This is a genomic window from Micromonospora sp. CNZ297 (assembly GCF_007827625.1).
In genome coordinates this window covers 302,343-326,469 of the sequence record NZ_VISU01000004.1, presented here as the reverse complement: position 1 = coordinate 326,469, position 24,127 = coordinate 302,343, and the positions used below count along the sequence as shown (strand labels likewise).

The following is a 24,127-nucleotide window of genomic DNA, read 5'->3' as shown; positions in this document are numbered from 1 at the left end:
GTGGCCGGGGTCGCCTTACGTCGTAAGGCCAACCATACGTTGTAAGGTCAAGGGAGATGGGAAGCCGCATGGGAGCGAGGAAGCCTCGGGAGCCGCTCAGCCGCGAGCGGGCCCTGGCCAGCGCGATCGCCCTGGTCGACGCCGAGGGGATGGCGGCGCTCACGATGCGCCGGCTCGCCGCCGAACTCGGCGTCGAGGCCATGTCGCTCTACCACCACCTGCCCGGCAAGGCCGGACTGCTCGACGGCCTCGTGGACGCCGTCGCCGCCGAGATCACGGCAGCCGCCGAACGGGCCGAGGCCGACGCGCCCGGCGGTGACTGGCGTACCCGGCTGCGGCTGCGCTTCCTCGCCGCGCGTGCGGTCATGCTGCGGCACCCGTGGGCCCCGGCGCTGCTCAGCTCCCGCCCGACCGTCCCCGCCGGGGTGTACGCCTACTACGACGGCATCCTCGCCACCCTCGTCGACGGTGGCTTCTCGTACCGGATCGCCCACCGGGCGCTGCACGCCTTCGGCAGCCTGGCGCTCGGCTTCGCGCAGGAGGTGTTCCGGCCGGACGCGGGCGGGGAGGCCGACGCGGCGGAGGCCGAGATGGTGGCGCTGGCCGAACGGTTGCCGCACCTGGCCGCGATGGTGGCCGCCGAGACGCACGACGCGGCGGATCCGACGCTCGGCTGGTGCGATTCTCAGACCGAGTTCGAGTTCACCCTCGACCTGCTCTTCGACGGCCTGGAGCGACACCGCCCGAGCCCTTGACCCGGCCCGTGCCATTCGCAGTCAGGTATCGGACTGAGAAGCCGACGAAAGCCGAACTGATGAGACCGCGTATCCGTCCGGCATTCGCTTTCGGCCGGGATGGATCGCTCGACATCCGACCGGCCAACTCTTTTCGTTCGTACGCGCCAATGGTCGCGCCGCTTTTCGACCGGGCTCGCGAGTAACTTCTCGTACCACCGCATTCACGAGGAGTCACTTATGTCTGAGGAAACCTGGCTCGCGGCACGTCTGATTCCTACTTCGGGTATCAACGGCGCCGAGGAGCAGGAACGCCGGGCGACCTCCGCCCTGCTGGCGGTGATGAGCGCGGTCCGGGAGTTCGGGCGTGTCCTGACCCAGTCCTTCGGCGCGCCGGCCGGAGTCGTGCAGACCTTCATCGAGGTTCCGTTCAAAATCGGAAACCAGCAACTCTTTCCGGACGGCCTCATCCGCGTCACGAGGGGGCAACGCCAGTGGACCGCGCTCGTGGAGGTGAAGACCGGCAGTAACCCGCTGCGATCCGAGCAGTTGGAGGCCTACCTGGACATCGCGCGGGAGCAGGGATTCGATGCCCTCATCACGATCTCGAACGAGATCGCTCCCGTTCCGGGTCAGCATCCGACGACAGTCGATCGCCGGAAACTGCGCAAGGTCGCCCTGTATCACCTGCCCTGGACGGAGATCCTGACCCAGGCCGTGATCCAGAAGGAATACCGCGGCGTCGCAGACCCGGATCAGGCATGGGTTCTGGGCGAGCTGATCCGATACCTCGAACACCCGCGTTCGGGCGCTCTCGAGTTCAGCGACATGGGGCCGGCCTGGGTGCAGGTGCGGGACGGGGTGTCGGCCGGGACATTGCGGGCCGGCGACAGTGCCGCGGCGCAGGTCGCCGGGCGCTTCGACGCCTTGATCCGTTACGCGTGCCTCCGGCTCGGCCGACAGTTGGGCACCGACGTGACTCCCGCGCTGAGCCGCCGCGACCTCGCCGATCCGGCGGCGCGCACCCAGTCGCTCGCCAACCAACTCGCCAGCGCCGGCACCCTGAGCGGCAGCATCCGGATTCCGGGCGCGGTCGGGCACCTGCACGTGACGGCCGATCTGCGGGCCGGGCAGATCGTCTGCCACGTCGATGTCGACGCTCCCCGGTCGGGCCGGCCGACCACCCGGGTGAACTGGCTGGTCCGTCAACTGAAGGACGCGCCGGACACGGTCCGGATCGAGGCATTCGCCATGCACGCCCGAGGAGGTGGCGCCACCGATCTCCTCCGCCAGGTACGCGCCGAGCCCACGACGCTCATCACCGACCCCTCGCGCGAGCTGCGAGCATTCCGTATCGCCCAGAGCACGGCTGCGGGAACCAAGCGTGGCAGTGGTCGGGGCGCCTTTATCGACTCCGTGCTGCACGCCGTCGACGACTTCTACGAGCAGATCATCCAGAACCTCAAGCCGTGGATGCCCGCGCCGCCCCGGTTGCGTACGTCGGAGGACGTGATCCCCGTTCAGCCGGTCGCTTCCAGCCTCGTCTCCACCGCGATCTCCTCCCAGGACAGCCCCGAGTTCGACACCGAGGGAACGCCCGGAGGCTCTGGTTCCTCGGACCGCCCCGGCGAGTGACCCCACGGTTCCGCCCGTAGCGGGGGGCGTTTCGTCCAGCCCTGACGGACGGGCGGGTTCGGGCGGCGTGCGGCGGGTACCAGGACGGCATGACTGATCCGGTTGAGCTGTCCGAACTGCACGCCGGAGGCGCCGACCCCGACGACGTCACCCCGGAGGACCCGCACGCGGACCTGGACGGCACCGACGAGAACTCGCCGGCGGAGTTCGGCCTGCCCATCGACGGCACCGCACCGGCCGAGGAGGACCCCACCCAGCGGTGAGGGGAACGCCATGGGTGTCAAACGGGTCATGGCGTTCCCACCCGAGGGCGGGAAAGGACGAGCGCTAGTCGGGCAGGGCGGCGAGGCCGGCCAGCAGTTCCCACCGCTCGGCCTCGGTGAGCACCGCGTACGCCGGCTCGTCGCGGCGGTCGGTGTCCGCCTCGATCGCCGCGCGCTCCGGGCCGTCCGGCAGCGCCCGGATCCCCTCGGCGGTCAGCCCGGCGGCCCGCCACGCGGCCCGGTGCGCGTCGGCGCGGTGGTGGCGCAGCGAGCCCAGCCGGGTGACGAGCAGCAGCGCCGGCGAGGCGCCCTCCGGCTCGTACGGCGGGGACATCGCCCGGAACACCGGCCCGCCGGTGGCCTGCGCGTGCGTCAGCACCCGGCCGACCAGGTCGGCGAGGCGGGGCACGATGCGCAGACCGGGCAGCACACCGGGCAGCGTCGACCACAGTTCCTCGGCTGCCTCACCGGTGGCCCGCTGGGCGAACAGCGTCAGCTCGCGGCCGAGGTCGGTGAGGTGCCAGGCGCCGTCGGCGTCCCGGACCACGACGCCCTGCTCCAGCTCCTCGTCCATGCTTCCGGACGTGTAGATCAGGCCGTCGGCCAGCGACTCGGCGGGCATCGGCCGGGCCAGCACGCCGGAGAAGAAGCTGTTCTCCGCGCCGAGTGTGCAGCCGCGCTCGGCGTAGAACGCCTCCATCCGGGCGCGGGCTCCCCACCTGGCGCCCACGTACACCCGGTCGATCGCCGGCCGGACCAGTCGCGCGCAACTCACCGTCGTCTCCACGCCGCCAGAGGTTACCGGCGCGCGGGCGTTAAGAAGGGCCCCCTCCTCTACCGGAGGCGTTAAAAGGGGGCCCTTCCTTACGTCACTCCGGGACGCGACGGTAGGCGCCGTCGCTGGCCGAGGTCGCCATCGACGCGTACGCGCGCAGCGCCGCCGACACCGGACGCTGCCTGTCGACCGGGGTGTACGGGCGGTCCCGCTTCTCCTCGGCCACCCGCCGCGCCTCCAGCTCGTCGGCGGGCACGTTCAGCTCGATCGACCGGCCCGGGATGTCGATGACGATCTCGTCGCCGTCGCGGACCAGCGCGATCAGCCCGCCCGAGGCCGCCTCCGGGGAGACGTGCCCGATGGACAGGCCGGAGGTGCCGCCGGAGAACCGGCCGTCGGTCAGCAGCGCGCAGGAGCGGCCCAGCCCACGGCCCTTGAGGAACGAGGTGGGGTAGAGCATCTCCTGCATGCCGGGGCCACCCTTCGGGCCCTCGTAGCGGATCACCACCACGTCCCCGGCGACGATCTCCTTGGCGAGGATCGCGGTCACCGCGTCGTCCTGCGACTCGTAGACCTTGGCCGGGCCGCGGAACGTCAGGCACTCCTCGGGCACACCGGCGGTCTTCACCACGCAGCCGGCCGGCGCGAGGTTGCCGTGCAGGATGGCCAGGCCGCCGTCCGCGCTGTACGCGTGCTCCCGGTCCCTGATGCAGCCGCCGGCCGCGTCGGTGTCCAGCGACGACCAGCGGTTGGTGGTGGAGAACGGCTCGGTGGTGCGCACCCCGCCCGGCGCGGCGTGGAACAGCTCGACCGCCTCTCGCGTCGCCGAGCCGCCCCGGACGTCCCAGTCGGCCAGCCACTTGTCGAGGCTGGGGGAGTGCACCGACCGCACGTCGCGGTGCAGCAGCCCGGCGCGGTCCAGCTCACCGAGGATGGCCGGGATGCCGCCGGCGCGGTGCACGTCCTCCATGTGGTAGTTCGGGGAGTTCGGGGCGACCTTGGCCAGGCACGGCACCCGGCGGGAGATCGCGTCGATGTCGGCCACGCCGAAGTCCAGCTCCGCCTCGCGGGCGGCGGCGAGCAGGTGCAGCACGGTGTTCGTGGAGCCGCCCATCGCCACGTCGAGGGCGATCGCGTTCTCGAACGCCTCCCGGCCGGCGATCGAGCGCGGCAGCACCGAGGCGTCGTCCTCCTCGTACCACTGCTTGGCGATCTCGACGACGGTGCGCCCGGCCTCGACGAACAGCGACCGCCGCGCGGCGTGGGTGGCGAGCGTCGACCCGTTGCCCGGCAGGGCCAGGCCGATCGCCTCGGTGAGGCAGTTCATCGAGTTGGCGGTGAACATGCCGGAGCAGGAGCCGCAGGTCGGGCACGCGGAGCGCTCGATCTCGCCGAGCTGGTCGTCGGTTACCGCCTCGTTCGAGGAGGCGATCATGGCGTCGATCAGGTCGATCTTGGAGTGCACCACGCCCTCGATCGCCACCGTCTTGCCGGCCTCCATCGGGCCGCCGGAGACGAAGACGGTCGGGATGTTGAGCCGCAGCGCGGCCAGCAGCATGCCCGGGGTGATCTTGTCGCAGTTGGAGATGCAGACCAGGGCGTCCGCGCAGTGCGCGTTGACCATGTACTCCACCGCGTCGGCGATCAGCTCCCGGCTGGGCAGCGAGTAGAGCATGCCGCCGTGGCCCATGGCGATGCCGTCGTCCACGGCGATCGTGTTGAACTCCCGGCCGACGCCGCCGGCCTCGGCCACCGCGTCGGCGACCAGGCCACCGAGGTCCTTGAGGTGGACGTGACCGGGTACGAACTGGGTGAAACTGTTCGCGATGGCGACGATCGGCTTGCCGAAGTCGTCGTCGGTCATCCCGGTGGCCCGCCAGAGGGCCCGGGCGCCGGCCATCGTCCGACCATGGGTGGAGGTCCTCGACCGCAGCTCAGGCATGACAACCAGTCTGACACCATCCGCGCGGCGACTCCGCCGCGCGCACCCTGTGTCCCAACAGTTGCACACCCGGTCCCCCACGGGAGGCGCTCATCCGGCAGAGTTGACGCGTGCAGTCGTCCCCGGGGATGGTCACCGTCGCGGTGTTGAGCGGGATCGCCGCGGCCGGTGCCGCCGTGCTGCTCGTCGCGTCGGTGCGGCGTCGCACCGGCCCCCGCCGGCCGGCTCACCTGCTGCTCGCGGTCGCCGCCGGCGCCGCCCTGTTCAGCCTCCTGGTCGGCCTCGGCGGTCTGCTGGCCGCCGGTGACCACTGGGCGCACCGGCAGGGCCAGCGGACCGGATGGGCGGTCCTCGTCGCCGCCGGTACGACGCTCGCCGCGCTCGGTCTCGGCGCCGCCGTCCTGCGGCTGCCCGGCGCGGCCGCGACCCGGGCCGCCACCGCCCGGCTGCTGCTCGACGGCCTGATCATGGGCAGCGCACTCTGGTTCGTCGGCTGGGTGGCGTTCAGCGAGCCGACCCGGCTGCTCGGCGACGCCACACCCGTCGCCTGCCTGCCGATCGTGCTGGCCACCGTCAGCGCGGCGCTCACCACGGGGCTCACGGTGATCGTCGTGCTGCGGGTCGCGCCGCCGCGCGGATGGCTCACGCTGCTCGCCGCCGGCGCGATAGCGGTGACGGCGGGCGGGCTGGCCGTGTCCGCCGGGCTCTGCCAGGCCGGCCCGGGCATGGTGCTCACCGGCGCGGTGCTGACCGCCGCCGGTCTGCTGGCCACCGCCGTGGCCGGGCGCCGGGCCGATCTGACGCAGCTCGACGTCGACTTCATCCGCCGCGACGGCGAGTACGCCTTCGTGCCGATGTTCGCCATGGCCGCCTCCGCGATCTACCACCTGGTGCAGGGCGGCGGGTTCGACGGGTACGCCATCGTGGCCGGCACGGTCGAGGGGTTCGCCCTGGTGACCCGGCAGTACCTCGCCCTCAACGACGTCCGCGGCTACGCCATCCGGCTGGCCGAGCGGGAGGCGCACTTCCGCGAGTTGGCGCACACCGACCCGCTGACCGGGCTGGCGAACCGGCGCGGGCTGCTGCGTGCCCTGCACCGCAGTGCCGAGGCGGGCGTGCCGTGCGTGCTGCTCGGGCTCGACCTCGACGGCTTCAAGAACGTCAACGACATGCGCGGGCACGACGTCGGCGACGCGGTGCTGATCGAGGTGGGGCGACGGCTGCGGGGCAACCTGCGCCCGGGCGACCTGGCCGCCCGGCTCGGTGGTGACGAGTTCGCGGTGCTGATGCACGGGTCGGCCGACCCCGGCCCGGTCGCGGACCGCCTGCTCGGGGTGCTCGGCCGCCCGTACGAGCAGGGCGACGGGCCGGTCTTCCTGTCGGTGAGCATCGGCGTGGCCGCCGGGCACGGTGAGCAGGACGTCGAACTGCTGCTGCGCAACGCCGACCTGGCGCTGCGCTACGCCAAGCAGCGCGGCAAGAACCGGATCGAGCGCTACGACGCCACCTACGACCAGTTGCTGAGCCGGCGTACCCGGATGGAGCACGAGCTGCGCGGCGCGATCGAGCGCGACGAGCTGCGGCTGGTCTTCCAGCCGGTTGCCTCGCTGCCGTCGGTGCGGCCGGTCGGCGCGGAGGCGCTGCTGCGCTGGCGGCACCCGGAGCTGGGCAACGTCCGGCCGGACGAGTTCATCCCGCTCGCCGAGGAGTGCGGGATGATCGCCAAGCTCGGCGCGTGGGTGCTGCACCAGGCCTGCTACCAGCTCTCCCGCTGGCTGGCCGACGGGCACGACGTCTGGGTGTCGGTGAACGTGTCGCCGCGCGAGCTGCACGCCCCCGAGTACGTGGTCCAGGTCGCCGACGCGCTGCGCGCGCACCACGTGCCGCCGCAGCGGCTGGTGCTGGAGGTCACCGAGCACGCGGTGGCCACCGACCTGGACGAGCTGATCCGGCGGCTCACCGCGCTGCGGCTGACCGGCGTCCGGATCGCGCTCGACGACTTCGGCGCCGGTTACTCGTCGCTCGGCCAGCTCCGGCGGCTGCCGATCGACATCCTGAAGATCGACCACAGTCTGGTCGCCGAGCACGAGCCGGTCCGGCCGGTCGGGCGGGACGGTCCGGCGTTCGCCCCGATGGTCGACATCGTCATGCGCCTGGGGCACCAGCTCGGGCTGGAGGTGATCGCCGAGGGCGTCACCAACCCGACCGAGCTGGCCGCGGTGGTGGCCGCCGGGTGCCGGTTCGGCCAGGGCGCGCTGTTCGGCTGGGGCGTACCGGCCGAGCACCTGGAGGCGATGCTGGAGGCGGCCACGGCGCCCGGCAACCGGCACACCGCGATGCCGCCGGTGCCGCCGCCCGCGCCGGCGCGCGCCCCGTCGCCGCTGCTGCCCCGGCTGCGCAACAACCCGCCCGCCCCGCGTCCCTCGATGGAGGGATCTTCGCAGGTGGCGCCGGTCGCGGAGGGGGTCGCGGCGACCGACACGCCCACGTCCGTGAACCAAAATGTGGGATCAGTTGACTCATCGCGTGAGATGCGTCAGGCTTAGCCGCATGTCGTCGAACCGGTCGCCGCGAGTACTTACCTGAGCGCACTCTCCCACCGAGAGTGCGCTGGCCCCGTGCATCCTGCACGTGGGCTTTTTTGTTGCCGTCGGACCATCGCCGGGACCTCCCCGTCCCATCCTGAGAAGCGCGTCACCCACTCACTTCCGAAGGCTTGAACCGCCATGACGAGACCCACGCCAGAGACCCTCGCCCACTCCGCCCGCCGTGCCCGCTCCGGCACCGGCGCGGCCGGTGACTCCGACCCCGCCGCCCGCCCCGGCCGTACCGTCCCGGCGGCCGCCACCACCGAGACGCCCGTACGGGAGCCCGCCACCGCGGAGGTCTCGGGCGCCGGTTCGCTCGTGCGGTCGCTGGAGGCGCTCGGCGTCGACGTGGTCTTCGGCATTCCGGGCGGCGCGATCCTGCCCGCCTACGACCCGCTCTACGACTCCACGGTCCGGCACATCCTGGTCCGCCACGAGCAGGGCGCCGGGCACGCGGCCACCGGCTACGCGCAGGCCACCGGCCGGGTCGGCGTCTGCATCGCCACCTCCGGCCCGGGCGCGACGAACCTGGTGACGCCGATCGCGGACGCGTACATGGACTCGGTCCCGATGGTGGCGATCACCGGGCAGGTGGCCCGGCCGTCGATCGGCACCGACGCCTTCCAGGAGGCGGACATCCAGGGCATCACGCTGCCCATCACCAAGCACAACTTCCTGGTGCAGACCGCCGACGAGATCCCCCGCGTGCTGGCCGAGGCGTTCCACCTGGCCGCGACCGGCCGGCCCGGCCCGGTGCTCGTCGACATCCCGAAGGACGTGCTCCAGGCGCCGGCGACGTTCTCCTGGCCGCCCACGCTCGACCTGCCCGGCTACCGGCCCACGCTGCACCCGCACGGCAAGCAGATCCGCGAGGCGGCCCGGCTGATGACCGGCGCCCGCCGTCCGGTCCTCTACGTCGGCGGCGGCGTGCTCAAGGCCGGCGCCACCGAGGGGCTGCGCAAGCTGGCCGAGCAGACCGGCATCCCGGTGGTCACCACGCTGATGGCGCTGGGCGCGTTCCCCGACTCGCACCGCCAGCACCTGGGCATGCCCGGCATGCACGGCACCGTCGCCGCGGTCTACGGCCTGCAGAAGGCCGACCTGATCGTGGCGCTGGGCGCCCGCTTCGACGACCGGGTGACCGGCAAGCTGGACTCGTTCGCGCCGGACGCGACTGTGGTGCACGCCGACATCGACCCGGCCGAGATCGGCAAGAACCGGCACGCCGACGTCCCGATCGTGGGTGACGCGCGGCACGTGATCGACGAGCTGATCGCCGCCGTCACCGCCGAGCAGGCCGCGCACCCGCCGGCCGACCTGACCGACTGGTGGGCCCAGCTCGACGACCTGCGCGAGCGGTACCCGCTGGGCTTCGAGGAGCCGGCCGACGGCACGCTCTCCCCGCAGTACGTGATCAAGCGGCTGGGCGAGATCGCCGGCCCGGACGCGGTCTACGTGGCGGGCGTCGGCCAGCACCAGATGTGGGCCAGCCAGTTCATCTCGTACGAGAAGCCGCACACCTGGCTCAACTCCGGCGGCCTGGGCACCATGGGCTACGCCGTCCCGGCCGCGATGGGCGCGAAGGTCGGCAAGCCGGACACCACCGTGTGGGCGGTCGACGGCGACGGCTGCTTCCAGATGACCAACCAGGAGCTGGCCACCTGCGCGTTGGAGGGCATCCCGATCAAGGTCGCCGTGATCAACAACGGCAACCTCGGCATGGTGCGGCAGTGGCAGACCCTGTTCTACGGGGAGCGCTACTCCAACACCGAGCTGGGCACCCACAAGCACCGCATCCCGGACTTCGTCAAGCTCGCCGAGGCGCTCGGCTGCGTCGGGCTGCGCTGCGAGAACGCCGCCGACGTGGACAAGACCATCGAGGCGGCCATGGCGATCAACGACGCGCCCGTGGTCATCGACTTCGTGGTCGGCAAGGACGCGATGGTCTGGCCGATGGTCGCCGCCGGCACCAGCAACGACGAGATCATGTTCGCGCGGGGCGTGCGTCCCGCTTTCGACGAGGACGAGCTCTAGGTCATGACCGAATGCACCGAGCGCAGCGAGGGCCATGAGGGCATGACGAGGAAGGCACAGCTATGACTATGCACACGCTGTCCGTGCTGGTGGAGAACAAGCCGGGTGTCCTGGCCCGCGTCTCCGGGCTGTTCTCCCGGCGCGGGTTCAACATCGACAGCCTCGCCGTGGGCGAGACCGAGAACCCGGACGTCTCCCGCATCACCATCGTGGTCAACGCCGAGTCCTCGCCGCTGGAGCAGGTGACCAAGCAGCTCAACAAGCTGGTCAACGTACTCAAGATCGTGGAGCTGGATCCGCAGGTGTCGGTGGCGCGGGAGCTGCTGCTGGTCAAGGTCCGCGCGGACCGCGCGGCCCGCGCCCAGGTGCTGGAGACGGTCGGCCTGTTCCGCGCCCGGGTGGTCGACGTCGCGCCGGACACGCTGACCATCGAGGCCACCGGCACGCCGGACAAGCTCGACGCGCTGCTGCGCGACCTGGAGCCGTTCGGCATCAAGGAGATGGTCCAGTCCGGCACCGTGGCGATCGGGCGGGGTTCGCGGGCCATCACCGCCGGCCCGGCCCTGCGCGCCGCCTGATCCGTACCCACAAGTTTTTCGACGGGCCGACGGGCACCGCCGTACGAAAGGGAAGTCAATGAGCGTTGAGGTGTTCTACGACGACGACGCCGACCTGGGCCTGATCCAGGGCCGCAAGGTCGCCGTGATCGGGTACGGCAGCCAGGGCCACGCGCACGCGCTGTCGCTGCGCGACTCCGGCGTCGACGTGGTGATCGGCCTGCCCGCCGGGTCGAAGAGCCGGCCGAAGGCCGAGGAGCAGGGCCTGCGGGTGCTCACGCCCGCCGAGGCGGCGGCCGAGGCCGACGTGATCATGATCCTGGCGCCGGACACCGCCCAGCGTGGTCTCTACGCCGACGCCATCGCGCCGAACCTGGCCGCGGGCAAGGCACTGTTCTTCGGCCACGGCTTCAACATCCGGTACGGCCTGATCAAGCCCCCGGCCGACGTGGACGTGGCGATGGTCGCCCCGAAGGGCCCCGGTCACCTGGTCCGCCGCCAGTACGTCGACGGCAAGGGCGTGCCCTGCCTGGTCGCGGTCGAGCAGGACCCCAGCGGCAACGCGTTCGGCCTGGCCCTGGCTTACGCCAAGGCGATCGGCGGCACCCGGGCCGGCGCGATCCGGACCACGTTCACCGAGGAGACCGAGACCGACCTGTTCGGCGAGCAGGCGGTGCTGTGCGGTGGCGCGGCGGCGCTGGTGCAGACCGGTTTCGAGGTGCTCACCGAGGCCGGCTACGCGCCCGAGGTGGCCTACTTCGAGTGCCTGCACGAGCTGAAGCTGATCGTCGACCTGATGTACGAGGGCGGCATCGCCCGGATGCGCTACAGCATCTCCGACACCGCCGAGTACGGCGACCTGTCCCGTGGCCCGCGCGTCATCGACTCGCGGGTCAAGGACGAGATGCGCAAGATCCTCGGCGAGATCCAGTCCGGCGAGTTCGCCCGCGAGTGGGTGGCCGAGGACGAGGCCGGCCGGCCGAACTTCGCCAAGTGGCGGGCCGAGGGCGCGGCGCACCCGATCGAGGAGACCGGGCAGAAGCTGCGCGCGATGATGAGCTGGGTCGACCGGCCGATCACCGAGACCGCCTGAGCTTCTCCCTCGTGCGGCCCGCGGCCCGACGCTCTCCCCGGCGTCCGGCCGCGGGCCGCCGTTCGTTCACGTGCTGGGACACGGTGAGTAACGCCTCGTCCCGCACCGCCCCGGTGAACGGGGGATGACGGGCGTGCGACGGACCTGTGTGAGGGCGCTCACCCCGTAGTCCGCGACCCGGAGAGCGGGCAGGCACCTACCATTCCTTGGTGTGGTGCCCGAGCGCACCCGACGGCCGTGGCACGGATCGGCGCAGGGCGCAGCGCGGCGTCCCGGCGCCCCAGGCCGAACCATTACCGAGCGTCTACGAGGACCGATGAATCCTGTCGTACTGATCGCCGAAGAACTCGCCCCCGCCGCCATCGAGGTGCTCGCGCACGACTTCGACGTGCGCCACGTGGACGGCACCGACCGCCCCGCTCTGCTCTCCGCCCTCTCCAAGGCCGACGCGGTGATCGTACGCAGCGCCACCCAGATCGACGCCGAGGCGATCGCCGCCGCGCCGCGGCTGAAGGTGGTCGCCCGGGCCGGCGTCGGTCTGGACAACGTCGAGGTGCCGGCCGCCACCGCCCGGGGCGTCATGGTCGTCAACGCGCCCACCTCGAACATCGTCTCCGCCGCCGAGCAGGCCGTCGCGCTGCTGCTCGCGGTCGCCCGCAACACCGCCAGCGCCAGCGCCGCGCTCAAGGCGGGGGAGTGGAAGCGGTCCAAGTACACCGGCGTCGAGATCCAGGGCAAGACCGTGGGCGTGGTCGGCCTCGGCCGCATCGGCGTGCTCTTCGCGTCTCGCATCGCCGCGTTCGGCACCCGGCTGATCGCGTACGACCCGTACATCCAGCCGGCCCGCGCGGCGCAGCTCGGCGTCCGCCTGGTCGGGCTGGAGGAGCTGCTGCGGGAGAGCGACTTCATCTCGATCCACCTGCCGAAGACGCCGGAGACGGTCGGCCTGATCGGCGAGAAGGAGCTGGCGATCGTCAAGCCGGGCGTCCGGATCGTCAACGCCGCCCGCGGCGGCCTGGTCGACGAGCAGGCGCTCGCCGACGCGATCGCGGAGGGCCGGGTCGCCGGCGCCGGTGTCGACGTGTACGCCAAGGAGCCGTGCACCTCCTCGCCGCTGTTCGCCTTCGACAACGTGGTGGCCACCCCGCACCTGGGCGCCTCCACCAACGAGGCGCAGGACAAGGCCGGTCTCGCGGTGGCCAAGAGCGTCAAGCTCGCGCTCCAGGGCGAGTTCGTCCCGGACGCGGTGAACGTGCAGGCCGGCGGCGTGGTCGCCGAGGACGTCCGCCCGCTGCTGCCGCTGGCCGAGCGGCTGGGCCGGGCGTTCACCGCCCTGGCCGGCGGGGTGGCCGCCAGCGTCACCGTCGAGGTGCGCGGCGAGATCGCCGCCCACGACGTGTCGGTGCTCAAGCTCGCCGCGACCAAGGGGCTGTTCAGCTCCGTGGTGGAGGAGCAGGTCACCTACGTCAACGCGCCGCATCTGGCCGCCGAGCGGGGCGTCGAGGTCACGCTGGCCACGCCGGGCGAGACCGTCGACCACCCGAACCTGGTGACCGTGCGCGGGGCGCTGCCGGACGGGCGTACCGTCCGCGTCTCCGGCACCGTGGCGCACACCGGCACCCGCGACGTGTTCAAGCTGACCGAGGTGGACGGTTTCGACGTGGAGATCGGCGCGGAGGGCATCCTGGTCTTCCTGCGTTACGCGGACCGGCCCGGCGTGGTCGGCACCGTCGGCACGCTGCTCGGCGAGGCCGGCGTCAACATCGCGGCCATGCAGGTGGCCCGCCGCGAGGCCGGTGGCGAGACGCTGATGACGCTGACCGTCGACCAGGCGCTCGGCGCCGACCTGCTCACCTCCGCCGCCGACTCGATCGGCGCGGTCGCGGCCAGCGCGGCCGACCTGCGCGACGTGTAGTCCGGACAGGACACATCGGGGCCCGGCCGGATCGGCCGGGCCCTTCGTCGTCCCGGTGGGTCAGGAACGGACGCGGGCCGGTGGCGGGTAGACCGAGCCGTCCTGCGCGTCGAAGAGCATCAGGTCGTGCTCGCCGGCCAGCCGCTCGACGTCCAGCAGGACCTGATCGGGGCAGGCCGGGTTCAGGTTCATCTCGATGTGGTCGGCCGCCGTGTGCAGCGGCGCCTCCCACGGCGTACCGGGCCGGGCCGGGCGGTCCGGATAGCTCGCCGTGATCGCCCGGTAGAAGGCGACGAGTCGCGGGTCGGGGTGCTGCTCGCCGTGGCGGCCCTCGCGGCACTGCTGCACGGCCGCCCGCACCTGCTCCGGTGTCGCCCCGTTCGGCAGGGCCCACACGCTCAGATCGAAACTCACGGCGGACAGCGTGCCATCCCGGGCCCGGCCCGTCACCTCTGCCCCACCGTGCGTTCACCGCTGATTGCCGACATCGTTCACCCGGCGTCCGCTGTGGAGACTCTTGCGTCGAGTTGCGTCGATTCGCTAGCGTACCGATGCGGTTTCCGCTGAGTCGATCCCCGGCCCGTCTTCGGGTGGCGCGGTCGGGCGTCCGGCCCCTCGGCCCGCACCCCTCGATTGCGCGAGCCACGCGCACTCGTCGCTGACCGGCCCTCACGGTCGTTGCCGAGACCGTGGGGGCCGATCGCGCTCCCGGCCGGTGTCGTGCGGGCGGACGGCGACTCAGCGCCGGTGGTGCGCGAACAGCGGGCGGTAGTCCGTGTCGTGACGGAACCAGGCCAGCCCGGCCGGTCCGGCGGCGTACAGGGCGGTGGCGTAGGCGTCGGCGACGGCGAGGTTCGGGCCGAGCACGGTGGCGGCCACCAGCCGGTCGGTCGGCTCGCCGGTGTGCGGGTCGACGACGTGCCCGCGCCGGCCGGTGACGCCCGACGTGCCGACCGCGCCCGTTGTCATCTCCAGCACGACAGGTGTCCGGCGGGTGTCGGTGGGGTGGTGCACGGCGACACGCCACGGGCCGCCGTGGGCGGCGTGTCCGCGTACCGTCAGGTCGGCGCCGCTGAGCACGGCGTAGTCGTGGATGCCGGCGGCGCGCAACCGCGCCGCGGCCCGTTCCACCGCCCAGCCGCCGAGCAGGCCGCCCGGGTCGAAGCCGCCCGGCACGGCCCAGGCGTCGAACCAGCCGTCGGTCGCCGCCCGCATCGCGGCGCAGAGGTCGATCAGGTCGGCCAGTGGGGGGTACGAGTCGGGACTGATCTCGTCGCGGCGCAGCCGGGAGACGAGGCTGTCCGGCCGGTTCGGGCCGTAGGTGAGGTCGACGGCGCGCAGCTCGGCGACGGCGTCGCGCAGCGCCTCGCTGACCGCCCGGTGGCCGAACCACTCCGGCGCGTTGAGGAGCATGGTGTAGTCGGCGGTCGAGGTGGTGACGGTGTGGCGGACGCTGATCCGGCCGGACGCCGCGGCACCGGCCCGCTCGACGCGGTGGTTCGTGGCGCCCAGGTGCAGGTCCGGGCGGGTCGGGCGGAACGCGGACTGGTCGACCCAGCGGGTACGTGGCTGCTCGTCCGCCCAGTGGGCCCGCCGGTGCTCGATCCGCATGACACCTGCCCCCTCGGTGGTCGCCGCTACGTCGCGGCGGTGCCGCATTCCGGGCCCCCGTCGACCCGTGGACTCGACCCTAAGCAGTGGAGATGACCGCACCATGAATGTCGGCTGGGAGCCTCCTGTGATTCGCCGTCCCGGATGATGGAAGATTCGTACCGGGGGCCGGGACGGCGACGTACGGTTGCGCCTAACGACGAGACGAGGAGCGCCAGGTGGCACACATCGCGGTGGTGGCCGGCGACGGCATCGGACCCGAGGTGGTCGCGCAGGCCCGCAAGGTCCTCGACGCGGTGGTGCCCGGGATCGAGGCCACCGAGTACGACCTGGGCGCGGCGCGCTATCACCGCACCGGCGAGGTGCTGCCCGACTCCGTCCTCGACGAGCTGGCCGGTCACGACGCCATCCTGCTGGGCGCGGTGGGCGACCCGACCGTGCCGCCGGGTGTGCTGGAGCGCGGTCTGCTGCTGAAGCTCCGGTTCGCCTTCGACCAGTACGTCAACCTGCGCCCGTCCCGGCTCTGGCCCGGCGTGGCCGGTCCGCTCGCGGCGGTCAAGCCCGGCGAGGTCGACCTCGTGGTGGTCCGCGAGGGCACCGAGGGGCTGTACGCGGGCGCCGGCGGCGCGCTGCACCGGGACACCCCGGCCGAGGTGGCCACCGAGGAGAGCCTGAACACCCGGCACGGCGTCGAGCGGGTGATCCGCGACGCGTTCGCCCGCGCCGGCCGCCGGGAGCGGCGCAAGGTCACGCTCGTGCACAAGACGAACGTGCTCACCCACGCCGGGTCGCTCTGGGCGCGCGCCTTCGCCGCGGTGGCCGCCGAGCACCCGGACGTGACCACGGAATACCAGCACATCGACGCCGCAGCGATGTTCCTGGTGACGAACCCGTCCCGGTACGACGTGGTGGTCACCGACAACCTGTTCGGCGACATCCTCACCGACATCGCCGCCGCCGTGACCGGTGGCATCGGGCTCGCGGCCAGCGGCTGCATCAACCCCGAGGGGCGCTACCCGTCGATGTTCGAGCCGGTGCACGGCTCGGCGCCGGACATCGCCGGCCAGGGCGTCGCCGACCCGGTCGCCGCGGTGCTGTCCGCCGCGCTGCTGCTGGACCAGCTCGGCCACGCCGACGCCGCCGCCCGGGTCACCGCCGCGGTCGGCACCGAGCTGGCCGGGCGTACGCCGGGGACGCCGCTGCGAACCGAGGAGGTCGGCGACCGGCTCGCCGCGTACGCCGTAGCCTGACCGGGCCGACCCTGCTGGCGGCCCGGTACCGGGCCGCCAGACCCGTCACCGGGCCCACCCGACCGTCCGGCGCGTCGCATCCGCCGGGGCGGAGCTATCCGCTGAACGACCGTTCGGGGTAAGTTTCTGGCACCAGTGACGTCGGCGTGCGATCCCGCATGCCGTGAACCCGCAGGGAGGTCAGCGCGATGAGCGGTGGTGACATGCTCGATTTCGAGATCCGTCCGAATCCCGCGCCGGTATCCGCCGCCGACCGGGCCGCCCTGCTGGCGAACCCGGGCTTCGGCCGGGTCTTCACCGATCACATGGTCACCATCCGCTACGCCGAGGGCAAGGGCTGGTACGACGCCCGCCTGGAGGCGCGCGCGCCGATCCCGATGGACCCGGCCGCGGCGGTGCTGCACTACGCGCAGGAGATCTTCGAGGGGCTGAAGGCGTACCGCACCGGTGACGCGGTGACGATGTTCCGTCCCGAGGCCAACGCGGCCCGGTTCGCCGCGTCGGCGCGCCGGCTGGCCATGCCGGAGCTGCCGGAGGCGACGTTCGTGGAGTCGCTGCGCCGGCTGGTCGAGGTCGACCAGGCGTGGATTCCCGAGCACGAGGACGCCAGCCTCTACCTGAGGCCGTTCATGTTCGCCAGCGAGGTCTTCCTCGGTGTGCGCCCGGCCAACGAATACCTCTACTGCGTGATCGCCTCGCCGGCCGGTGCGTACTTCGCCGGTGGCGTGAAGCCGGTGACGGTGTGGGTCTCGCCGGACTACACCCGGGCCGCGCCCGGCGGCACCGGCGCGGCCAAGTGCGGCGGCAACTACGCCGCCTCGCTGGCGGCCCAGGCCGAGGCGATCGAGGCGGGCTGCGACCAGGTGGTGTTCCTGGACGCGGTGCAGCGGCGGTACGTCGACGAGCTGGGCGGCATGAACGTCTTCTTCGTCTACGACGACGGCAGCATCGTCACCCCGCCGCTGGGCGGCACGATCCTGCCGGGCATCACCCGCGACGCGATCCTCACCCTCGCCGCCGAGGCCGGGCACGAGGTGCGGGAGGCGCCGGTCGCCTTCGACGACTGGCGGGCCGACGCGGCGAGCGGGCGGCTGCGCGAGGTCTTCGCCTGCGGCACCGCCGCCGTGATCACCCCGATCGGCGGCGTGCGCTTCCCCGACGGCGAGTTCCTCATCGGCGGCGGCGAGCCGGGCCGGGCCACCATGGCGCTGCGGCAGAAGCTCGTCGACATCCAGCGCGGGCGTGCCGCCGACCCGTACGGCTGGGTCACCCGGGTCCTCTGACGGCGCTTCGCGGTGATCGAGGGGTTCGCTCCTCGATCACCGCGAGGCCGGGTCAGTCCAGGAGATGGGTGCGGAGGGACTCCACCTGCGCCTCGGTGACGCCGGCGTGGGTCAGGTAGCCCTCGACGGACCCGTAGCCGGTGCGCAGTTCGGCGAGGAACAGCTCCATCGCCTCGGCCGGCGATTCCAGGAACGGCGGCGGCGGTTCCTCCGCGTCCGGCAGCGTGGCCCGGACCCAGGCGGTGAAGCGCTGCGACGCGGCGGTGCTGAGCGCGTAGTCGGCTACCACGTCCTCGTCGGGCACCCCGAGCACTGCCAGCGTGAGCGCGCAGACGATGCCGGTGCGGTCCTTGCCGGCGACGCAGTGCACCACCACCGGGGCGTTGGCGCTGTCCGCGATCAGCCCGACCGCCTCGGCGAGCCCGGCGGTTCCGGTACGCGCCAGGTCGGCGTACCGGTCGGCCAGGTAGCGGGCCAGGCTGACGCCGGAGGCGTCGAACCGGTTCGCACCCCAGTCGGCGTGCTCGGGGTGGATGTGCCGGTAGGTCAGCCCGTCGTAGTCGGGCACCCGCCCGTCGCGTTCCACCTCGGACGGCCGGCGCAGGTCGATGACGGTACGGATGCCGAGCGCGGTGAACGCGCTCCGGTCGGTCTCGTCGATGCGGTGCAGCGAGTCGGAGCGGTAGAGCCGGCCGCGGCGGACCGTGCGCCCGTCCCGAGCGGCGTATCCGCCGACGTCGCGGAAGTTGAACAGGGCGGGGAAGGGGCTCTGCGGGGCGTCCACATCCGACACGGTAACGGCCGGCGGGGCGTTCGTCCGTCCCCGCCGGCCGTCGCCGGGATGTCAGGCGCGCGGCGGCACGTCCGGCGGCAGCGCCGAGTGGTTCTCGCCGTAGTAGCCGCCCAGCCGGTCCCGGTAGCCCGGTTCGGCGTGGCTGGACTCGTCGTACTCCGGGGCGGCCTTGATCTGGTCCTTCTCCCGGTCGACGTGCACGGTGCGGGCGTCGTGGTCGACGTGGTTCACGGTCCCGGCCGGGAGCATCACCTTCTTGCCGAAGATCCACGGCCCGGTGTCCACGACCAGGTAGCTGTCGTCCACCTCGTGGCTCGCCCGGTCGATCTTGCCGATGGCGCCGTCGGTGGCCTCGACCTTGTAGCCGGTCAGGTCGGCGCTCGCCACACCCGCCTCGTCGCGGTAGCGCCACGGGTCGAAGGCGCCCGCCGGGGCGCCCCCGGCGACCGTGCCCCGGCCGTCGTCGAGGATCGGCTCGGTGCCGCCGTGCGTGGCGCGCGGGTCCAGTCCGTCCATGTGCCGCCTCCCGTCCCCAGGGCCGCGGCCGTCGCGGCGCCGTCGTCAGTCGGGAGGGTTACCCACCCTGTCCGGGCACCAACCCGCCGGCGGCCGGCCCGCCGACGCCGAGGGGCCGGCGCCACGGTGGTGACGCCGGCCCCTCGGGTCGTCGGCCCGTGCGGTGCCGGTCGGGCACGTGCGGGCCGGTCGATCAGGCCAGTGCGGCCTCCGCGTCCAGGGTCACCGCGGCGGCGTGTACGACGGCGGCGATCCGCAGCCCCTCGTGCACCTGCTCACGGCTGAACCCGGCCGCGCGCAGCGTCTTCTCGTGCGACTCCAGGCAGACGCCGCAGCCGGTGATCGCCGAGACGGCGAGGCACCACAGCTCGAAGTCGGTCTTCTCCACACCGGGGCGGGCGATGATCTGCATTCGCAGCCGGGCCGGCAGCGACGCGTACTGCTCGTCGCCGATCAGGTGCTTGGCCCGGTAGTAGACGTTGTTCATCGCCATGACCGCCGCCGCGCCCTTGGCCGCCTCGACCGCCTCGGGCGTGAGGTGACCGGCCGCCTCGGCGGCGATCTCCCGCAGCACCACCGGGTTGCGGGCCGCCACCGCGCAGGCCAGGGCGGTGCCCCACGCCTGCTCCGGCTTCAGCGTCGAGGTGGTGATGGTGGAGCCGAGGTTGAGCCGGATGTCCTTGGCGTACTCGGGCAGGCCCGCCTTGATCGCGTCCAGGCCCATGGTCAGGCCCCGGCGCCGGCGAGAAGAGCCTTGGCGTCGAGCGTCGCGCCGCCGGAGTTCCAGTTGCACGGGCACAGCTCGTCGGTCTGAAGGGCGTCGAGCACCCGCAGCACCTCGGAGACGTTGCGGCCGACCGAACCGGCGGTCACCATGACGAACTGGATCTCGTTGTTCGGGTCCACGATGAAGGTGGCCCGCTGCGCGACACCGTCGGCGCCGAGCACGCCGCAGGCGGAGGTCAGCTCACGCTTGATGTCGCTGAGCATCGGGAAGGGCAGCTCGCGCAGGTCCGGGTGGTCCTTGCGCCAGGCGTAGTGGACGAACTCGTTGTCGACGGAGACGCCGAGCACCTGGGCGTCGCGGTCGGCGAACTCGCCGTTGAGGCGACCGAACTCGGCGATCTCGGTGGGGCAGACGAAGGTGAAGTCCTTCGGCCAGAAGAACACGACGCGCCACTGGCCCTCGTGGGACTTGTGGTTGATCGTCTCGAACGCCTTGTCGGCGTCGAGCGACACGCAGGCGGTGAGTTCGTACTCGGGGAAGTGGTCACCGACAGTGAGCACGGGTCCTCCTTGAGCGTGACCCGGCAGCACCGCCGGGTCAGTAACTGGATCTGTTCAAGATTCTTCCGTAGCCCCGTTTGCGCTCGTGGCGGGCGGTGGCCGGGTGTGAAGACGATCACCGCACGCGCGATCGTCCCGGAATATGGGTTTCGCCTCCCAAAACCGGAGCCGGGGTGGCAGAGTACGGGTCGTGACCAGCTTCGTCCTGATCATTAGCAGCTAGCGCGCCGGCCCTTCCCCCGCCGAGCGCGCAGACCTCCCGCATCCGCGGGGGGTCTTTTTGTTTGCTCCCCAGGGCACGAGAAGAGGACTCCGATGACGTTCCAGGTGTACGACACGACGCTGCGCGACGGCGCGCAGCGCGAAGGGCTCACGTACTCGGTGGTCGACAAGCTGGCGGTGGCCCGCCTGCTCGACGACCTCGGAGTCGGCTTCATCGAGGGCGGCTGGCCGGGCGCGGTGCCGAAGGACACCGAGTTCTTCCGCCGCGCCCGTACCGAGCTGGAGCTGCGGCACGCGATCCTGGTCGCCTTCGGGGCCACCCGCAAGGCCGGCCTCGCGGTCGAGGACGACCCGCAGGTGCGCGGCCTGCTCGACGCCCGGACCCCGGCCGTGGCCCTGGTCGCCAAGGCGGACCTGCGGCACGTGGAGCGCGCGCTGCGCACCACCGCCGAGGAGAACCTCGCCATGATCCGCGACACCGTGTCGTACCTGGTGGCGCAGGGGCGGCGCGTCTTCGTCGACGGAGAGCACTGCTTCGACGGGTTCCGGTTCGACCCGGGCTACACCGCCGCCGTGGCGGAGACCGCGCTGGCCGCCGGCGCCGAGCGGTTCGTGCTCTGCGACACCAACGGAGGCATGCTGCCCTCCCAGGTCACCGCCGTGGTCGAGCAACTGGTGGCGCGGACCGGCATCGCGCCGGAACGGCTCGGCATGCACGCCCAGAACGACACCGCCTGCGCGGTCGCCAACACCATCGCCGCTGTCGAGGCGGGCGTCCGGCACGTGCAGGGCACCGCCAACGGGTACGGCGAGCGCCCCGGCAACGCCGACATCTTCGCGATCGTCGCCAACCTCCAGCTCAAGCTGGGCATGCCCGTCCTACCGGAGGGCTGCCTGGAACAGATGGTGCGGGTCTCGCACGCCATCTCCGAGATCGCCAACATCGCCCCCGACACCCACCAGGCCTACGTCGGGGCCGCCGCCTTCGCTCACAAGGCGGGGCTGCACGCGAGCGCGATCAAGGTCGACCCGTTGCTCTACAACCACGTGGAACCCGCTGTGGTGGGCAACGACATGCGGATCCTGGTGACCGAGATGGCCGGCCGGGCCAGCATCGAGCTCAAGAGCCGCGAGCTCGGTCTGGACCTGGCCGGCCATCCGGACGCCCTGTCCCGGGTCACCGGGCGGGTCAAGGAGCTGGAGGCCGACGGCTGGTCGTTCGAGGCCGCCGACGCCTCGTTCGAGCTGCTGGTCCGCTCCGAGCTGCCGGATGCCGCGCCGGCCCGGCCGTTCGCGCTGGAGTCGTACCGGGTGATCGTCGAGCACCGCGAGGACGGCGCGGTGGTCTCCGAGGCGACGGTGAAGATCCGGGTACGCGGCGAGCGGGTGATCGCCACCGCCGAAGGCAACGGCCCGGTCAACGCGCTGGACGAGGCGCTGCGGGTCGGCCTGGCCCGGCACTACCCGGAGCTGCGCGAGTTCGAGCTGGCCGACTACAAGGTGCGCATCCTGGAGGGCAGCCACGGCACCGGCGCTGTCACGCGCGTACTCGTGGAGACCGCCGGCGCCGGCCGCGACTGGACCACAGTGGGCGTGCACCCGAACGTGGTCGAGGCGAGCTGGCACGCCCTGGTCGACGCGCTCACCTACGGCCTGGACCGGGCCCGGGTGCCGGGCGGGAGCGCGGCCTGACTCACCCGGCCGGCAGGCGCAGCTCGGCCAGCAGCGCGCGGTGGTCGCTGCCCGGCACCGGGTAGGTGCGGGCGGCGCGCACCGCGATGCGCCGGTCCACGAGGACGTGGTCGATGGTGACCGGCGGGATCGGGTCGCCGTCGTACGGGCCCCAGGTGCCGCCGAACCCCGCCCCGGCCGCGTCCGCCGCGTCGGTGTAGCCGGTGGCGATCAGGTCCCGCAGCGCCGCGTGGTCGAGCGTGGCGTTGAAGTCGCCGGCCAGCACGCTCAGCCCGCCGTCCGGGGTGGCAGGCGGCTGGGCGCGCTGGTCGGTCCACCAGTCCGGCACCACGTGCGGGGCGTACGGCGCGGCCGGGTGCGCCGACTCCACCCGCACCGGTGGCGCCCCGGGCAGCGTCACCGTGGCGTACGCCTGGGTGAAGAAGAAGCCCTTGTTGCGCCGGTGGCCGGTGTCGCGCAGCGGGTGCCGGGCGTACACGCCGGAGCCGGTCGAGCCGACCTCGGGGGTCAGCGACCGGTGCGGCAACAGCTCGGCCAGGCCGAGCCGGTCCAGCTCGGCAGCCAGCGGCGGGGTGAGCTCCTGCACCGTGAGGACGTCGACCCGCCGAGTCCGGACCAGGTCCACGAGCGCCGCCGGGTCGGCCGAGCCGAGGCGCAGGTTGGCGGTGAGCAGCCGCAGCGTCGGCCCGTCGGCGGCGGGCCGGTCGCCGGGGACCGCACGGGGCGCCACCGCGCCGATCAGCGCCAGCGCGGCCAGGACCGCGACCACCGCCGGGGTGCGGCGCCGCAGGGCGAGTGCCGCCACCGCCACGACCGGGGCCACGGCGGCGGCGTACGGCGTGAACGCGACCGCCTGCACCAGCGGACCGCGTTCCAGCCCGGTCAGGCGTACCAGCGCCCATGCGGCGACCGGTGCGACGGCGAGCCAGCATGCGGCGGTGGCCGGGCGGCCGCCCCGGGTGCCGGCCCGGGCTGGTCGCGGCATGGTGATCACGACGGTGAGGCTACCCGGAGCCGGGTCGGCGCGATGCCCTCCGAAACAATTTCGTGAATTGTTCCTCGCAATTTTGCGGCCATCTTTGCCGATCGGTCGGACACGCAATAACGCTATTGACCGCCCACATTTTCCGGTGCTAGGTTCCACCTGGTTGAGACGTCGCGACTCTCTGTAGTAAGGCCAGCTCACGAGCGGTGCGCTCCCGAGCGGATACCCGATGATCCGCAATTTGACGCGCGCAGTCGCCGTATCACCACGGTCTACAAAGGGAGAACTCATGGCCACATTCTTCAAGCGGAAGGCGACGGTGGTGGCGCTTGCCGCGCTGTCGCTCAGCCTGGCCGGTGGCGGGATCGCCGCTGCCGCCCAGCCGGAGGCGAAGCCGCAGCCCGGCCCGCGGCACTCCACGGCGCAGCCGCCGGTGACCGCCGTCGAGCGGCAGGCCGCCCGGACCGCGATGCGGGCCACCCTGGCCCCGCCGGCGGCCGGCCAGGTCGCCTGGGCCGTCGTGGCGGCCAACGGCACGCTGTTGCAGCACTCCGGCAACGTGGTGTCCTCGTTCCGGTTCACCCCGGGCATCGGGGTGTCGCCGGGGCAGTACCAGGTGCTGCTGGACTACAACGTGTCCGCCAAGGCGTACGTGGCGACCATCGGCACGAACGACACGGCGAACGTGCCGCCGGCCGGTGAGGTGTCGGTCGCACCCCGCACGCTCACCCCGAACGCCGTCTTCGTGCAGACGCGCAGCTCCTCCGGCAGCGCCTCGGACCGGCCGTTCCACCTGGTCATCGCCAACTGATCCGTCCGGCCCCGCACCGGCCCCCGCTCCGGCGGGGGCCGGTGTCGTGTTCCGTACCCCTCCGGCCGGTGCCGCGCCGCTTCGTGTCGTTCCCGCCCGGCTGGGGAGAAGCTGCCGGTCCGGCCCGCCGACCACCGCCCA

The 24,127-nt window shown here is 72.6% G+C and carries 21 protein-coding genes; 12 read left to right on the top strand and 9 right to left on the bottom strand.

From position 1 onward, the window contains the following. The first annotated feature begins 56 nt into the window (after window positions 1-56). The 3 genes from FB454_RS10415 (at window position 57) to FB454_RS34830 (ending at window position 2,632) form a co-directional block, all read left to right on the top strand. On the top strand, window positions 57-755 hold the full coding sequence (locus FB454_RS10415) for a TetR/AcrR family transcriptional regulator C-terminal domain-containing protein (protein WP_145822871.1): 699 nt from the start codon (window positions 57-59) through the stop codon (window positions 753-755). Between the two features lie 219 nt (window positions 756-974). Beyond that, window positions 975-2,369, top strand: coding sequence for a stress response protein (locus tag FB454_RS10410; RefSeq protein ID WP_145822870.1), 1,395 nt, complete (start codon window positions 975-977; stop codon window positions 2,367-2,369). Between the two features lie 89 nt (window positions 2,370-2,458). Next, window positions 2,459-2,632 carry a hypothetical protein gene (locus tag FB454_RS34830; RefSeq protein WP_013284489.1) on the top strand — a complete coding sequence of 58 codons (174 nt, stop codon included), beginning with the start codon at window positions 2,459-2,461 and terminating at the stop codon, window positions 2,630-2,632. 64 nt (window positions 2,633-2,696) lie between these two features. Here FB454_RS34830 and FB454_RS10405 read toward each other — a convergent pair whose 3' ends face one another. Then, window positions 2,697-3,419 (bottom strand): hypothetical protein, encoded by a 723-nt coding sequence (locus tag FB454_RS10405; protein ID WP_486485410.1) that lies wholly within the window; start codon window positions 3,417-3,419, stop codon window positions 2,697-2,699. Between the two features lie 82 nt (window positions 3,420-3,501). Further along, on the bottom strand, window positions 3,502-5,349 hold the full coding sequence (ilvD, locus tag FB454_RS10400; protein ID WP_145822869.1) for a dihydroxy-acid dehydratase: 1,848 nt from the start codon (window positions 5,347-5,349) through the stop codon (window positions 3,502-3,504). Between the two features lie 110 nt (window positions 5,350-5,459). Between ilvD and FB454_RS10395 the strand changes: the two genes are divergently transcribed. The 5 genes from FB454_RS10395 (at window position 5,460) to serA (ending at window position 13,536) form a co-directional block, all read left to right on the top strand. Beyond that, window positions 5,460-7,895, top strand: a complete 2,436-nt coding sequence (locus tag FB454_RS10395) for a bifunctional diguanylate cyclase/phosphodiesterase (RefSeq protein WP_145822868.1) — start codon at window positions 5,460-5,462, stop codon at window positions 7,893-7,895. A 180-nt stretch (window positions 7,896-8,075) separates the two neighbouring features. Then, window positions 8,076-9,971 carry an acetolactate synthase large subunit gene (locus tag FB454_RS10390; RefSeq protein ID WP_013284502.1) on the top strand — a complete coding sequence of 632 codons (1,896 nt, stop codon included), beginning with the start codon at window positions 8,076-8,078 and terminating at the stop codon, window positions 9,969-9,971. 62 nt (window positions 9,972-10,033) lie between these two features. After that, window positions 10,034-10,549 carry an acetolactate synthase small subunit gene (gene ilvN, locus FB454_RS10385; protein WP_013284504.1) on the top strand — a complete coding sequence of 172 codons (516 nt, stop codon included), beginning with the start codon at window positions 10,034-10,036 and terminating at the stop codon, window positions 10,547-10,549. Between the two features lie 58 nt (window positions 10,550-10,607). After that, window positions 10,608-11,621, top strand: coding sequence for a ketol-acid reductoisomerase (gene ilvC / locus FB454_RS10380; RefSeq protein WP_013474320.1), 1,014 nt, complete (start codon window positions 10,608-10,610; stop codon window positions 11,619-11,621). A 316-nt stretch (window positions 11,622-11,937) separates the two neighbouring features. Then, complete coding sequence (gene serA, locus FB454_RS10375; protein WP_145822867.1) at window positions 11,938-13,536, top strand: phosphoglycerate dehydrogenase; 1,599 nt, start codon at window positions 11,938-11,940, stop codon at window positions 13,534-13,536. A gap of 60 nt (window positions 13,537-13,596) precedes the next feature. Here serA and FB454_RS10370 read toward each other — a convergent pair whose 3' ends face one another. Both FB454_RS10370 and FB454_RS10365 read right to left on the bottom strand, forming a co-directional pair. Further along, window positions 13,597-13,950 carry a hypothetical protein gene (locus FB454_RS10370; protein WP_030270079.1) on the bottom strand — a complete coding sequence of 118 codons (354 nt, stop codon included), beginning with the start codon at window positions 13,948-13,950 and terminating at the stop codon, window positions 13,597-13,599. Between the two features lie 324 nt (window positions 13,951-14,274). After that, window positions 14,275-15,147 carry an FAD:protein FMN transferase gene (locus tag FB454_RS10365; RefSeq protein WP_145753238.1) on the bottom strand — a complete coding sequence of 291 codons (873 nt, stop codon included), beginning with the start codon at window positions 15,145-15,147 and terminating at the stop codon, window positions 14,275-14,277. 218 nt (window positions 15,148-15,365) lie between these two features. Between FB454_RS10365 and FB454_RS10360 the strand changes: the two genes are divergently transcribed. Then, on the top strand, window positions 15,366-16,397 hold the full coding sequence (locus FB454_RS10360; RefSeq protein ID WP_013284509.1) for a 3-isopropylmalate dehydrogenase: 1,032 nt from the start codon (window positions 15,366-15,368) through the stop codon (window positions 16,395-16,397). Window positions 16,398-16,585: 188 nt separating this feature from the next. Then, a complete protein-coding gene (locus tag FB454_RS10355) occupies window positions 16,586-17,680 on the top strand; it encodes a branched-chain amino acid aminotransferase (RefSeq protein WP_114919627.1) in 1,095 nt (364 codons plus the stop codon). A gap of 52 nt (window positions 17,681-17,732) precedes the next feature. Here the strand turns inward: FB454_RS10355 and FB454_RS10350 are convergent, their stop codons facing one another. From FB454_RS10350 to FB454_RS10335, 4 genes are all read right to left on the bottom strand, one after another. Beyond that, the gene (locus FB454_RS10350; RefSeq protein ID WP_114919628.1) at window positions 17,733-18,473 is read right to left on the bottom strand and encodes a tyrosine-protein phosphatase; all 741 of its coding nucleotides are present in this window, start codon (window positions 18,471-18,473) and stop codon (window positions 17,733-17,735) included. A 51-nt stretch (window positions 18,474-18,524) separates the two neighbouring features. After that, window positions 18,525-18,989, bottom strand: coding sequence for a hypothetical protein (locus FB454_RS10345; RefSeq protein ID WP_013284512.1), 465 nt, complete (start codon window positions 18,987-18,989; stop codon window positions 18,525-18,527). Between the two features lie 193 nt (window positions 18,990-19,182). Beyond that, window positions 19,183-19,713 carry an alkylhydroperoxidase, AhpD family gene (gene ahpD, locus FB454_RS10340; RefSeq protein ID WP_013284513.1) on the bottom strand — a complete coding sequence of 177 codons (531 nt, stop codon included), beginning with the start codon at window positions 19,711-19,713 and terminating at the stop codon, window positions 19,183-19,185. A gap of 2 nt (window positions 19,714-19,715) precedes the next feature. After that, window positions 19,716-20,276: a peroxiredoxin gene (locus tag FB454_RS10335; protein WP_013474324.1), complete on the bottom strand. Its 561-nt coding sequence runs from the start codon at window positions 20,274-20,276 to the stop codon at window positions 19,716-19,718. 315 nt (window positions 20,277-20,591) lie between these two features. On the opposite strand from FB454_RS10335, the gene cimA reads away from it, so the two are divergent. Beyond that, window positions 20,592-22,190 (top strand): citramalate synthase, encoded by a 1,599-nt coding sequence (cimA, locus tag FB454_RS10330; RefSeq protein ID WP_013284515.1) that lies wholly within the window; start codon window positions 20,592-20,594, stop codon window positions 22,188-22,190. 1 nt (window position 22,191) lies between these two features. On the opposite strand, the gene FB454_RS10325 is transcribed toward cimA, so the two are convergent. Further along, on the bottom strand, window positions 22,192-23,175 hold the full coding sequence (locus FB454_RS10325) for an endonuclease/exonuclease/phosphatase family protein (protein ID WP_145753357.1): 984 nt from the start codon (window positions 23,173-23,175) through the stop codon (window positions 22,192-22,194). A gap of 289 nt (window positions 23,176-23,464) precedes the next feature. Here FB454_RS10325 and FB454_RS10320 point away from each other — a divergent pair, with 289 nt between their 5' ends. Next, on the top strand, window positions 23,465-23,986 hold the full coding sequence (locus FB454_RS10320) for a hypothetical protein (RefSeq protein ID WP_013284517.1): 522 nt from the start codon (window positions 23,465-23,467) through the stop codon (window positions 23,984-23,986). Window positions 23,987-24,127: the final 141 nt, after the last annotated feature.

Coding starts and splice junctions, on each gene's coding strand:
- FB454_RS34830 (WP_013284489.1), top strand. CDS start 2,459: ATGACTGATCCGGTTGAGCTGTCCGAACTGCACGCCGGAGGCGCCGAC.
- FB454_RS10320 (WP_013284517.1), top strand. CDS start 23,465: ATGGCCACATTCTTCAAGCGGAAGGCGACGGTGGTGGCGCTTGCCGCG.
- FB454_RS10415 (WP_145822871.1), top strand. CDS start 57: ATGGGAAGCCGCATGGGAGCGAGGAAGCCTCGGGAGCCGCTCAGCCGC.
- FB454_RS10365 (WP_145753238.1), bottom strand. CDS start 15,147: ATGCGGATCGAGCACCGGCGGGCCCACTGGGCGGACGAGCAGCCACGT.
- FB454_RS10410 (WP_145822870.1), top strand. CDS start 975: ATGTCTGAGGAAACCTGGCTCGCGGCACGTCTGATTCCTACTTCGGGT.
- serA (WP_145822867.1), top strand. CDS start 11,938: ATGAATCCTGTCGTACTGATCGCCGAAGAACTCGCCCCCGCCGCCATC.
- ahpD (WP_013284513.1), bottom strand. CDS start 19,713: ATGGGCCTGGACGCGATCAAGGCGGGCCTGCCCGAGTACGCCAAGGAC.
- FB454_RS10325 (WP_145753357.1), bottom strand. CDS start 23,175: ATGCCGCGACCAGCCCGGGCCGGCACCCGGGGCGGCCGCCCGGCCACC.
- ilvN (WP_013284504.1), top strand. CDS start 10,034: ATGACTATGCACACGCTGTCCGTGCTGGTGGAGAACAAGCCGGGTGTC.
- FB454_RS10390 (WP_013284502.1), top strand. CDS start 8,076: ATGACGAGACCCACGCCAGAGACCCTCGCCCACTCCGCCCGCCGTGCC.
- ilvD (WP_145822869.1), bottom strand. CDS start 5,349: ATGCCTGAGCTGCGGTCGAGGACCTCCACCCATGGTCGGACGATGGCC.
- FB454_RS10355 (WP_114919627.1), top strand. CDS start 16,586: ATGAGCGGTGGTGACATGCTCGATTTCGAGATCCGTCCGAATCCCGCG.
- FB454_RS10345 (WP_013284512.1), bottom strand. CDS start 18,989: ATGGACGGACTGGACCCGCGCGCCACGCACGGCGGCACCGAGCCGATC.
- cimA (WP_013284515.1), top strand. CDS start 20,592: ATGACGTTCCAGGTGTACGACACGACGCTGCGCGACGGCGCGCAGCGC.
- ilvC (WP_013474320.1), top strand. CDS start 10,608: ATGAGCGTTGAGGTGTTCTACGACGACGACGCCGACCTGGGCCTGATC.